The following is an 11,696-nucleotide window of genomic DNA, read 5'->3' as shown; positions in this document are numbered from 1 at the left end:
AATGACAGCGGACCTGCCCGAGTACTATTTTCGCGTCCGGGAAAACGGTGCGGCGGTTTTCAAGATCGACACCGAAAACCGCCAGCGCCGGATCGAGATGGACCAGATCGCGGTCATAAACATCCGCAACGGCGAGGTGAAGCCGCAGGGACAGCGCGTCTTGTCTGACGCAGACAAGGCCGAGATCGCCCGCTGGATGGACGCGCGCAAAGCTCTGTTGGCCCAGCGCGACATCGATGACATTCACCGTGCCGTCGACTATCTGAACCTGACCACACAATGGGCGCAGTCCAAGGCGACCGAGGAACAGTTAGAGGATGTGACGGACAGACTGCTGCTGGCGATGCACGACTTGCGCACCGTTTTGGTACGCAAAAAAGCGGATCGGTTCAGCAAAGGCTGACTACTGGGCCGGTACACCAACGGCCCGAAGAGAACGCATCCAGAACCGCGCCATCAAAAGCACCGCTGCACAGGCCAGGCCCAGAACCAGGCCCAGCCAAACGCCGACGCCGTCCATCCCGCGCACGAAGCCGAAGTAGTACGAGGACGTGATCCCCACGCCCCAATAACTGAGCGCGGCCATGACCATCGGAATCTTGGCATCCTGCAACCCACGCAGCAGTCCCAGGGCGATCACTTGCGCGCCGTCCACCAATTGGAACAATGCTGCCATCGCCAGAAGGCCGGTACCGATCAGCAGGATCTCTGATCGCTGCGGATCATCGGGCTCCATGAACAGGGAAATCAATGGCTCGGCACAGGTCAGGAACAGGATCACGGTTAGGACCGAAACCACCAGAGACATTATGGTCACCGCAATCGCGCCCCGCTCAAGATGTGGGCGGTCCTTGCGTCCTAACGCGTTCCCGGCCCGGATCGTTGCCGCATTGGACAAACCCAGATGCACCATGAACGTCGCCGATGCGAGGTTCAGCGCAATCCCATGCGCCGCCAGTGGCACCTGCCCCAGCCAGCCCATCATGATGGCCGACATGGCAAACAGGCTGACCTCGGACAAAGTTGTCAGACCAATCGGCACACCCAGACGCAGGACGCTAAAGAAGAACTCCCAATCGGGTCGCCAAAAGCGCTGGAACAAGCCGTGTTCGGGCAGCACGCGCACCGCGTAGATCACCACGCAGATCAGGGACACCAGCTGCGTGACGACGGATGCGATGGCCGCACCCATCACACCCAGCTCAGGCGCCCCCCAGTTGCCGAAGATCAGTGCATAGTTCGTCAGCGCATTCACCACGGCCGCAAGCACAGTGATCCAAAGCACAATCTGGGTGCGCTCTAACGCGGCCAGATAGGATTTCAGCACCATCACGAACAGCGCGGGGAACAATCCCCACCCCGCGACGCGCAGGTATTCCGCAGCGGTTGCAGCCACCTGCGGATCCTGTTTGAGCAACAGGAAAATGGGATAGGACCACCACAGCATGGGCATCATCACGGCGGTATAGATCAGCGACAGCCACAGCCCCATCCGGGTGGATCGGCGGATGCTTGTTTCGTCCTCTTCTGCCGCTGCGGTCGCCACCATAGGCATCACCGCCCAGCCGAACCCCGCGCCGAACAGGAACAAAACAAAGAAATAACTGCTGGCCAGCGTCACGGCGGCCAGCGCCTCGACCCCGTACCAGCCCAACATGACGGTATCCGTCAACCCAATCGCAAATTGGGCCAGATGCCCGCCGACCAGCGGCAGGCCCAGCACGGCAATGGCCTTGAAGTGGCCACCATATGTCATCACCTTGTTCATCGCATCAGCCATATGCCCGGCCCGAGGCCGGGACAAGAGGGGATCGATGAAATTTCAAATCGAGACTCGATAGTCCGCTACCGAAACTCTTACAAGGATGCGGCGGGCGCTTGCCTCAAGGAGTTTCAGGATGCAGTGAATTCCCCAGGATATGCTCCGAGCGATGGATCACGTGATGCGCCTGCCCGACGATCAGGGGGTCCGGCGCACCAACGACGTCTTGATTCTTGTCCGGATAATCCAGCGTGGAAAGGAAATGCCGCATCGTGTTCAGACGGGCGCGCTTCTTGTCGTTTGACTTGATAATGGTCCACGGCGCGTCAGCGGTGTCGGTGTAAAAGAACATGGCCTCTTTGGCTTCGGTGTAGTCTTCCCACTTGTCCAGGCTGGCCTTGTCGATTGGCGACAGCTTCCACTGTTTCAGTGGATCGGTTTCACGGCTTTTGAAGCGGCGCTGCTGTTCGGGTTGCGTGACCGAAAACCAGTACTTGTAAAGCTGGATGCCTGAGCGCACCAACATCCGCTCCAACTCGGGCGTCTGACGCATGAACTCGAGGTATTCGTTGGGCGAACAGAAGCCCATCACGCGTTCAACCCCGGCGCGGTTGTACCAGGACCGGTCGTAGAAAACCATTTCTCCGACAGTGGGCAGCTCCTGAATGTAGCGCTGGTAATACCACTGGCCCTTCTCTTCCCAGGTTGGCTTGTTCAACGCAACGACGCGCGCTTGCCTTGGGTTGAGATGTTCCATGAACCGTTTGATCGTACCGCCCTTGCCCGCGGCGTCGCGCCCTTCGAACAGCAGGACAAACCGTTGGCCGGTCTCTTGCGCCCACAGCTGCACCTTAAGCAATTCTGCCTGCAGCTGCGCCTTTTCAACCTCATAGGTTTTGCGCGCCATTTTGCGGCCATAGGGATACTTACCGCTTTCAAAGGCCTGACGGATTCGTTCCGGGCTGGGCTCGGCTGGCTTGGCCTCAGCCATCGCTGCAACGTTTGCCGGGGCTTGGGTCTTGTCAATCTGCACCACTGTTTCCATTCAGCTTCTCCTTGTTTCACGGTCCGGGAAAACGGCTAGCACAATGGCGGAAAACACGCTTTGATTGGTGTCAAACTGCTGCATCTTTCAAACGCATTTTTTCGGGTTCAAAACAGGGCTTAGGGCATGGAAAGCAATTTCACTGATCTCAACGGCCAAAGGTTTCTTGTGCGCAGTTGGGGCGATCCCGACCTGCCGCCCCTTTTGATGCTGCACGGGTTCCCGGAATACGGCGGGGCGTGGCGCGATCTGGCACCGTATCTGAGCACGACCTTCTACTGCGTCGCCCCCGATCAACGTGGGTATGGACAAAGCTGGGCTCCGGAAGGCATCGGGCACTACGCCCTGTCCAAATTGGTTACCGACATGGCAGCGTTGATCGACAGGCTGAGCCATCCCGTTACCGTGCTTGGCCACGACTGGGGGGCTTCGGTCGCCTATGGGTTGGCCATGTTTCGCCCGGAACTGGTCAGCCGATTGATCATCGCAAACGGGGTGCACCCTGCACCGTTCCAACGCGCCATGGCCGCCGGAGGTGCGCAATCCGAGGCATCGCAATACATCAACGCCTTACGTGCGCCTGATGCAGCCACGCATTTGGCTGCGGACAATTTTGCCAAGCTTGAGAAGTTCTTTCGCTTTGGCATGGGCACCGACTGGCTGTCGGATGCACAAATGCAAGACTACCGCACAGAATGGGCGCGGCCCGGACGACTTGAGGCAATGCTGAATTGGTATCGCGCCTCACCTTTGGTGGTCGCAAAACCCGGCGAGCCGCGAACCGATGTGCCCGAGCTTCCGAAAGATCGGCTGATGGTGCGTTGTCCCCATCTGCTGCTGTGGGGGCGCGACGACAAAGCCCTGTTGCCGGAGTCGACAGAAGGCCTGGAAGAGTTCGCGCCCGACCTGACACGCATTGATATTCCGAACGCAGATCACTGGCTTCACCACCAGCAGCCCACAGCGGTGGCGCAGGCCATCACGGATTGGATCGCGCGCTAGACCCCGTTAGCGATGCCCCCAGTCCGACGGGTCATCCGAATTGTTCGGCGACAACCCCAGAACATCCCCGTTGGTCGAACACCCCAAGCCAAGAACCGTCCGGTTTGCATAGGCGAAATAGGCGCTGACCTGATTGATTTCGAGGATATCTCCGTCGTCCCACCCCGCCGCACGCAAGGCCGTGATATCTTGCTCTGTCATCTCGGCCGGGGCCTCGGTCAGTTTGCGCGCATAGTGCATGGCGGCCACCTGAGCGGCATCCAGCGGGGCTGTCTCGGGCGCGCCCGTCTCAATCGCCGAGCGGATGGCCTGACTGCGTTCCTGGTCGTTCAGCAGGCGTTGCAGGCCGCGGTAGTGATGTTCGACGCAATACGCGCATTTGTTCAACGCGCTGACCCAAACGCCCAGCACCTCTAGAAACCATTTCGGGATCGTGTTGGCAGAATGGTGCAGAACATTCTTGTACAACACCATGTGACCTTCCATCGAATGGGGGCGCAGCGAATGCACCATCATGATGTTGTCCACATTATTGCCCGGCCCGGTCACCCGGTCGTACAGCTTTCTCAGCTTGCCCGAGGCCTGTTCGAACGGCACCGTCTTAATCCAGCTCATGATCCCTCCTGCCCAATTCGTGACGAGTCTCAGCACCTTAGTCTGACCTTTCGCTTTGGGCGAGCTAACAGTGGTCGCCACGCTTGCCGCCGGAACATGCAGCTGCCAAACTTCACCAGACCCCAAACAGAGTTCAGGATTCCCATGACTGATCAGACCGCCCGAATAGCCCTCATCTCGGCTTTTGAGCCCGAGATCGAGATCCCGCGCAGCAGAATTCAAGATGCCCAAACCGTCAGGCATGCAAAGACCGACTTTGTGCTGGGCACCTTGGCCGGTCATCCGGTGGTCGTGTTTTCCTCGGGCGTGTCGATGGTAAATGCGGCGATGACGACGCAGCTTGCGCTGGACCACTTCAACATCGGGGGTATTGTTGTTTCTGGCGTCGCGGGCGGTGCCGACCCCGAACTCTCCATCGGTGACATCGCGGTTCCGGTTCGGTGGGGCCAGTACATGGAAATGGCTTTCGCCCGCGAAACCGACAACGGTTACGAGCTGCCGCCTTTCCTATCCTCGGACTTTGCAAATTTCGGAATGATGCACACCATTAACCTCGGCGTGTTCGAAGAACTGGCCGGACATGGCAACAGCCGGTTCTGGTTTCCGGCCAACGAGGCATTTCTGGACGCGGCCAAAGCGGCGGCCAGTAAATTGACGCTGTCCACCGCAGCACCAGATGGTCAGCACCTAGCGCATGTGCCGCAAATTCATGTCGGCGGGGGTGGCGTTTCGGGCACTGCCTTTGTCGACAACGCACAGTTCCGGGAATGGGCGCATACGACCTTTAATGCTCGGGTGATGGACATGGAAACGGCTGCAATCGCCCAGGTTGCCGACGTGCACGATGTTCCCTTCCTGGCTTTCCGCGCCCTGTCGGACCTGGCTGGCGCAGAGTCTGGGTCAAACCAGTTTGAAATCTTTATGTCTCTGGCAGGCGGCAATCTGGCGGACATGGTCGAAGCCTTCCTGAAAGAGCTTGATTGAGCGGCCAATTTTCCCCCGAGCCCCCCATTTGCCCACAACACCTCGCGCCCCTCTTTCCCCCGGACACATCACCTGCCATAATGGGACCAAACCGAAAAACAAGAGCAGCACCCATGCCCGACGATCTGTTGACGCCAGAAGCGACCACAACTTATGACGCCTCGTCCATCGAGGTGCTTGAAGGTCTGGAACCGGTCCGCAAACGACCGGGCATGTATATCGGCGGCACCGATGAGCGCGCGTTGCACCATATGGTGGCCGAGATCCTCGATAACTCGATGGACGAAGCGGTTGCCGGCCACGCCAACCGGATCGAGGTTGAGCTGCACGACGATTACGCCCTGACAGTGCGCGACAACGGGCGCGGCATCCCTATTGATCCGCATCCCAAGTTTCCGGACAAATCAGCGCTTGAGGTGATCCTGTGCACCCTGCACGCGGGCGGTAAATTCTCGGGCAAGGCCTATCAAACTTCGGGCGGTCTGCACGGCGTGGGTGCGTCTGTGGTGAACGCTCTGTCGGATTCGATGGTCGTGCAGGTGGCACGCGACAAGCAGCTGTTCGAACAGCGGTTTTCACGCGGTGTTCCACTAGGTCCGGTGGAAAAGGTCGGCGCGGCCCCGAACCGGCGCGGCACGACAGTGACCTTCCACGCCGATGCGGATATTTTCGGCCACCACAAGTTCAAACCGGCGCGGCTGTTCAAATCGATCCGCTCCAAGGCCTACCTGTTCTCGGGCGTCGAGATTCGCTGGAAATCCGCCATCGACGACGGCGAAACTCCGACCGAAGCCACATTCCACTTCCCTGGCGGCCTTTCGGACTATCTAAAAGAAACGATGAACGGCTCGTCCACCTATGCCGAGCAACCCTTTGCCGGTACCGTGGACTTTCAGGAGAAATTCGGCACTCCGGGCAAGGTCGAATGGGCGATCAACTGGACGCCCTCGCGCGACGGGTTCATCCAGTCCTACTGTAACACCGTCCCCACCCCCGAAGGCGGCACGCATGTGGCGGGGTTCTGGGCCGCGATCCTCAAGGGGATCAAGGCCTACGGCGAGTTGATCAACAACAAGAAGGCCGCACAGATCACCCGCGATGATCTGATCACCGGCGGCTGCGCTCTGGTCAGCTGTTTCATCCGCGAGCCGGAATTCGTGGGCCAGACCAAAGACCGTCTGGCGACGGTTGAGGCGCAGCGGCTGGTCGAAAACTCGGTCCGCGACCATTTCGACAACTGGCTGGCCGCGGACACGAAATCTGCCGGCGCGATCCTCGACTTCCTCATTCTGAGGGCCGAAGAACGCCTGCGCCGACGCGCCGAGAAGGAAACACAACGTAAGTCCGCCACTAAGAAACTTCGTCTCCCCGGCAAGTTGGTGGACTGTTCTAGTTCAACACGCGACGGAACCGAATTATTCATCGTCGAAGGGGATTCTGCGGGCGGTTCTGCAAAAATGGGTCGCAACCGCAAAACGCAGGCCCTTTTGCCCCTGCGCGGCAAGATCCTGAACGTGCTGGGCGCGGCCAGTTCGAAACTGGGCACCAATGCCGAGATCAACGACCTGACGCAGGCTCTGGGTGTGGGCCTCGGCACCAAGTTCAACGTCGACGACCTGCGCTATGACAAGATCATCATCATGACCGACGCGGATGTGGACGGGGCGCATATCGCCTCGCTGCTGATGACGTTCTTCTTCACCCAGATGCGCCCGATGATCGACGCAGGCCACCTGTACCTCGCCTGCCCGCCCCTCTATCGCCTGACCCAGGGCGCCAAACGCGTCTATTGCCTCGACGAGGCCGAGCGCGACGAGTGGCTTGAGAAAGGTCTGGGCGGCAAAGGCAAAATCGACGTCTCGCGCTTCAAGGGGCTGGGCGAAATGGACGCCAAGGACCTGAAAGAGACCACGATGGACCCGGCCTCGCGCAAACTGATCCGGGTCACCATCGACGAGGACGAACCCGGCGAGACCGGCGATCTGGTCGAGCGCCTGATGGGCAAAAAACCCGAACTGCGGTTCCAATACATTCAAGAGAACGCGCGGTTTGTGGAAGAGTTGGATGTTTGAGGAAAGCGGGGCAAGCTGATGAGCTCGCCCCGTTTTGCCAACCGAAGCGCATCATCCGAAGATAATCTGCTTCCCTGCGATAGCCAAGCCAATCAAGGCTTCCCAAGACGCGTGGAATAGCGTTCTAAGAGCGTATGCTCGTGCGAAGCTATCCGCAATCTTTCGACTATACTTCAACTTTTCACGATACTCCTGTCGAAAGTCCAACAGCCGCTCGATCCGGTCGTCTTCTAAGAACGTTACAGCTGAGACCAACCGCATCGTCCATTTTTTAGGCCGACGTGGCCTCATTTTGCTTTCCATAAATGAAAAGCTCCTGTTTTCTCGCGCCGCGAGAGTCCCGAACTCCGTCACTTAAAACCTGCAGACCGTCCGCGCTAAGCTTATATACGCGACGGGTTCGGCCTCTTTGGCCTGCAGATTGTTTTTCATCCAAGTCGGATGTCAGCAACCCAAGCTTAACTAGACGTGACAGCGCAGCATAAATCTGCGGCATGTGCACATCCCGTTCAAATTCCTCGGATATCTGATCTCTAATACGCATTCCGTAAGCATTTTCTCCTAGTTGCTTCACAGCGTTCAGTACGTCGACTTGGAAAGCTCCAATTAGAAGAGAAGACATCATGGCCTCCTCGCTGGAACTCCTATTGGGTAGTTTCTTTGATTCATCTCTATCTCCTTGATCAGTTGCCTCTTTTTGAGTAGTTGAGCGCCGATTTTCGGGCTCCCTTATTATATAACAACCTATTATATAATAAGCAACCCATAACTTAACGCAAAATCGGCCTTTTTGGAGACATCTTATCGTCGAGTCGGTAATCACCGGCTACACTTTCTCAAAAGCGTCTCAAAACACCCCCCTTGCCTAACCCGTTGATCCCGTTCACACTTGCGCGCAATTGTCATCCAAGAACAAAATTTGAGGATCCGAGCGTCCCAGACCCAATTTGAACGAACATATTTTTCGAACGGGAGGACAACATGAAATCACTAACCCTCGGGCTGGCCTTTGCCTTGCTGGCCAGTCAGGCAGGCGCGCAGCAGTCGTTGATTGGCGCGTCGCCTATTCCGGTCGGGGCAGAGTTGCGGTTCTGCTATTACAACGGCTTGGCGTATTCGGCGGACGCCTATGTCGTGATCTCTGGCAAAAACAACGTGACCGAAACGTCCAGTGCGCGTGAAGAACACCTTTTGCGGTGTAGAAAAGGGAGCGACGGTCTCATGAGGTGGCAACCGGAGAGCGGTATTAACATTAATCGCTGAACCCAAAAGCCGGGCGTATCAGCCCAGCTTCCCCTCCAGCCAGTCCGCAATCTGTCCGGCCGGACCTTCCCAGTCGGGTTCCATGAACAGGAAATGCGCGTGGTTTTCCATGGGCAGAAATGTCGCGCGGTCCCCGTACAGCTCGGCCAGCGCACGGCAGGTGTTGGGGTTCACGGCCCGGTCCTCGGTGCCCGAGACGATCAGCACCGGGCACTCGACCTTGTCGATATCCACCTTCATCGCGTGGTGGTCATCGAACATCCAGAAGAACATCTCGAACATAACCCGCCCGCTTTCTGCACCCAGCTGGTCGAAGACCTCATGCTGCTGCGCCTCGGGCATTTTGTTCAGCGCGAAGGGGGCCATCAAGTCGAACTCGACCCGCATGGGCTGTTTCCAGAACGCGCCGCCCTCCATCAGCGCGCGCGGGATAGCGCGTTCGTCGTCGGTTTCGGGCAGCGTCCCCCATGCGGCGTTCGGGTTGATCAGGACGATGGCGCTGGCCAATCCGCGCGAGGCCACCTGCTGCGCCACCACGCCCGCAATGGCGTGGCCCAGCAGCACGGGTTTGCTGTCCAGCCCCTGCACGAAGGCCGCGATGTCATCGGCATAATCCATAACGCTGGTGTCGGTCAGGCGCGGGTCGGGTTCGGCCTTGGGGTCTCCACCGTGATAGCGCAGCGCAGGCGTATGCACCGTCCAGCCCCGCGCGGTAAAGAAGTCGGCGTAGTCTTTCATGCACCACGGCCCGGCAAAGGCCCCGTGGATAAGAACAATCTCTTTGGTCATCAAAACGCTCCATCATCGCTTGCCCTCAGTATGAGAGAGACAGGGCGCAGACGGCAAGAGCGTCGGGATCAGACGGCCATGCCGATCAGCGCGACACCAATGGCCATCAGAACCGCAGCGCCCAGACGGCGCATCCAGTTGCCCTCATGCAGGAAGACAAACCCGATCAGCGCCGCGAAGATCACCGAGGTTTCGCGCAGCGCGGAAACCGCCCCCAGTGGCGCGAAGTTTTTGGCGTAGAGCACCAGCCCATAGGCCGCCATCGAAACCAATCCGCCCAGAATGCCGATCATCCATGTCTTAGGCGGAAGGCCAGCCAGCGTGTTGCGCTTTTTGATCCCCACGAACCCCGCGATGAACAAGTGCAGGAATGCGCCCCAGGCCCAGTAGCTGAGCGTATTGCCCGAGAGCCGAACGCCAATGCCGTCAACGACCGAATAGATCGAAATGCAGAACCCCGTGCCCAGCGCGAACCCTAAGGCCCAGCGGCCCACGCCCGAGCGCAGGGCGCTCCAACTGCTCAGTTGGATGCCCAGCGCGATCAGGGCGATGCCACCCCACGCCTGCAGCGGCAGAACCTCACCCACCAGCACCATTGCCCAAAGCGCGACCAGCGCGGGCACGATACCGCGTGCGATGGGGTAGACGACACTGAGATCGCCGTGCTGATAGGCTTTGCCCAGCATGTAGTAATAGCCGAAATGCACGACGGTCGAGATCAGGATGTACGGAAAGCTTTCGGCACTGGGCAGCGGCAAGAGCAGAACCATCACCGTCGCTGGAATGACATGCCCGAACGCGACCAGGCCCAGAGTCGTGGTCCGGTCAGCTGCGGTTTTGACAATTGCGTTCCAAACCGCATGCAACAGCGCTGCCGTCAGAATGATGGCAATGACAAACGGGGTCACATCCGAACCTTTCGCATAGAAAAAGCCGGCCCGAGAACCGGACCGGCCCCTTTAGTTGCATAACCTTGGGTCAATCACAACGCGGCTTTGAACAGGTCTGTCAGATTGGCCTCATTCAGTTCGATCGGGTTGCCGCCACAGGATGGATCAATGATCGCACCTTGGACCAATTCCGGGATCGCGGCTTCGGTGACACCCAGATCGGACAGTCGCCGTGGAATGCTCAACGCATCATTGAACTCCTGCACAAAGGCGCGGAAGCCGTCAAATCCGCCATCGATACCCAGATAGGCCGCTGCGACCCGAAAGCGATCCGCGATAGCAGACGCGTTAAAGTCCAGCACGGCGGGCATACAAACCGCGTTGGTCGTGCCGTGGTGGGTGTTGAACACCGCACCAACTGGGTGGCTCATCGCATGGATTGCACCAAGGCCCTTTTGGAACGCGGTCGCGCCCATTGCGGCGGCGCTCATCATCTGGGCGCGTGCTTCGATATCGGTGCCGTCGGCGTAAGCGCGCGGCAGGTAGTCCTTGACCAAACGCATGCCTTCCAGCGCGATACCCTGGCTCATCGGGTGGTAATGCGGGCTGGAATAGGCCTCGACGCAATGTGCGAAAGCATCCAGACCCGTGCCCGCCGTGATGAACTTGGGCATTCCAATGGTCAGTTCCGGGTCGCAGATCACTACGGTCGGCAAGACCTTTGGGTGGAAGATGATCTTTTTCGCGTGCGTCTCGGAATTGGTGATGACGCTGGCCCGACCAACCTCTGACCCCGTGCCCGCAGTCGTCGGCACCGCGATAATCGGAGCGATGACATCCGCATCGGCGCGAGTCCACCAATCGCCAATATCCTCGAAATCCCAAACAGGGCGCGTCTGTCCGGCCATAAAGGCCACCATCTTCCCCAGATCCAGCCCCGAGCCGCCGCCAAAGGCGATCACCCCATCATGGCCACCCGCGTCATAGGCCGCGACACCGGCCTCAAGGTTCTTTTCGTTCGGATTCGGGTCGACGTCGCTGAACAGACCACGGCCCAAACCAGCGGCGTCCAAAATATCCAGCGTGGCTGTGGTGATCGGCAGATCTGCCAGTCCCTTGTCAGTGACCAGCAAGGGCCGCCTCATGCCGGCTGCCGCACAGGCCTCGGGCAGTTCCTTAATGCGCCCTGCCCCGAATTTGATTGCGGTCGGGTACGACCAGTTTCCAACAAGTGACATGTCAGGTTTCCTTTGTTGATTAATGCCTGCTCTGGC

The 11,696-nt window shown here is 58.8% G+C and carries 12 protein-coding genes; 5 read left to right on the top strand and 7 right to left on the bottom strand.

What is annotated here, in order from left to right; genetic code table 11:
- Window position 1 precedes the first annotated feature (1 nt).
- Window positions 2-403 carry a hypothetical protein gene (locus tag J7416_RS01875; RefSeq protein ID WP_209222528.1) on the top strand — a complete coding sequence of 134 codons (402 nt, stop codon included), beginning with the start codon at window positions 2-4 and terminating at the stop codon, window positions 401-403.
- Here J7416_RS01875 and J7416_RS01870 read toward each other — a convergent pair whose 3' ends face one another.
- Entirely contained in the window at window positions 404-1,768 is a 1,365-nt protein-coding gene (locus tag J7416_RS01870; protein WP_209223803.1) for an MATE family efflux transporter, read from the bottom strand.
- 115 nt (window positions 1,769-1,883) lie between these two features.
- Complete coding sequence (gene ppk2 / locus J7416_RS01865; RefSeq protein ID WP_247744118.1) at window positions 1,884-2,753, bottom strand: polyphosphate kinase 2; 870 nt, start codon at window positions 2,751-2,753, stop codon at window positions 1,884-1,886.
- 180 nt (window positions 2,754-2,933) lie between these two features.
- Between ppk2 and J7416_RS01860 the strand changes: the two genes are divergently transcribed.
- Window positions 2,934-3,809 (top strand): alpha/beta hydrolase, encoded by an 876-nt coding sequence (locus tag J7416_RS01860; protein WP_209222524.1) that lies wholly within the window; start codon window positions 2,934-2,936, stop codon window positions 3,807-3,809.
- Window positions 3,810-3,815: 6 nt separating this feature from the next.
- Here the strand turns inward: J7416_RS01860 and J7416_RS01855 are convergent, their stop codons facing one another.
- Complete coding sequence (locus J7416_RS01855) at window positions 3,816-4,424, bottom strand: peroxidase-related enzyme (RefSeq protein WP_209222522.1); 609 nt, start codon at window positions 4,422-4,424, stop codon at window positions 3,816-3,818.
- A gap of 144 nt (window positions 4,425-4,568) precedes the next feature.
- Here J7416_RS01855 and J7416_RS01850 point away from each other — a divergent pair, with 144 nt between their 5' ends.
- Both J7416_RS01850 and parE read left to right on the top strand, forming a co-directional pair.
- Window positions 4,569-5,408: a 5'-methylthioadenosine/S-adenosylhomocysteine nucleosidase gene (locus tag J7416_RS01850; protein WP_209222520.1), complete on the top strand. Its 840-nt coding sequence runs from the start codon at window positions 4,569-4,571 to the stop codon at window positions 5,406-5,408.
- A 113-nt stretch (window positions 5,409-5,521) separates the two neighbouring features.
- The gene (parE, locus tag J7416_RS01845) at window positions 5,522-7,480 is read left to right on the top strand and encodes a DNA topoisomerase IV subunit B (RefSeq protein ID WP_209222518.1); all 1,959 of its coding nucleotides are present in this window, start codon (window positions 5,522-5,524) and stop codon (window positions 7,478-7,480) included.
- Between the two features lie 271 nt (window positions 7,481-7,751).
- Here the strand turns inward: parE and J7416_RS01840 are convergent, their stop codons facing one another.
- Window positions 7,752-8,102, bottom strand: a complete 351-nt coding sequence (locus J7416_RS01840) for a helix-turn-helix transcriptional regulator (protein ID WP_209222516.1) — start codon at window positions 8,100-8,102, stop codon at window positions 7,752-7,754.
- A gap of 359 nt (window positions 8,103-8,461) precedes the next feature.
- Between J7416_RS01840 and J7416_RS01835 the strand changes: the two genes are divergently transcribed.
- Window positions 8,462-8,743: a hypothetical protein gene (locus tag J7416_RS01835; RefSeq protein WP_209222514.1), complete on the top strand. Its 282-nt coding sequence runs from the start codon at window positions 8,462-8,464 to the stop codon at window positions 8,741-8,743.
- A gap of 18 nt (window positions 8,744-8,761) precedes the next feature.
- On the opposite strand, the gene J7416_RS01830 is transcribed toward J7416_RS01835, so the two are convergent.
- The 3 genes from J7416_RS01830 to J7416_RS01820 form a co-directional block, all read right to left on the bottom strand.
- The gene (locus J7416_RS01830; RefSeq protein WP_209222512.1) at window positions 8,762-9,532 is read right to left on the bottom strand and encodes an alpha/beta hydrolase; all 771 of its coding nucleotides are present in this window, start codon (window positions 9,530-9,532) and stop codon (window positions 8,762-8,764) included.
- Window positions 9,533-9,600: 68 nt separating this feature from the next.
- On the bottom strand, window positions 9,601-10,440 hold the full coding sequence (locus J7416_RS01825; protein ID WP_209222510.1) for a DMT family transporter: 840 nt from the start codon (window positions 10,438-10,440) through the stop codon (window positions 9,601-9,603).
- Window positions 10,441-10,514: 74 nt separating this feature from the next.
- On the bottom strand, window positions 10,515-11,660 hold the full coding sequence (locus tag J7416_RS01820; protein WP_209222508.1) for an iron-containing alcohol dehydrogenase: 1,146 nt from the start codon (window positions 11,658-11,660) through the stop codon (window positions 10,515-10,517).
- Window positions 11,661-11,696 lie beyond the last annotated feature (36 nt).

This window comes from Ruegeria sp. R14_0, assembly GCF_017743975.1.
Taxonomy (GTDB): domain Bacteria; phylum Pseudomonadota; class Alphaproteobacteria; order Rhodobacterales; family Rhodobacteraceae; genus Ruegeria.
Note: the sequence above shows the minus strand (reverse complement) of the source record. Positions and strands in the feature narration are given on the sequence as shown.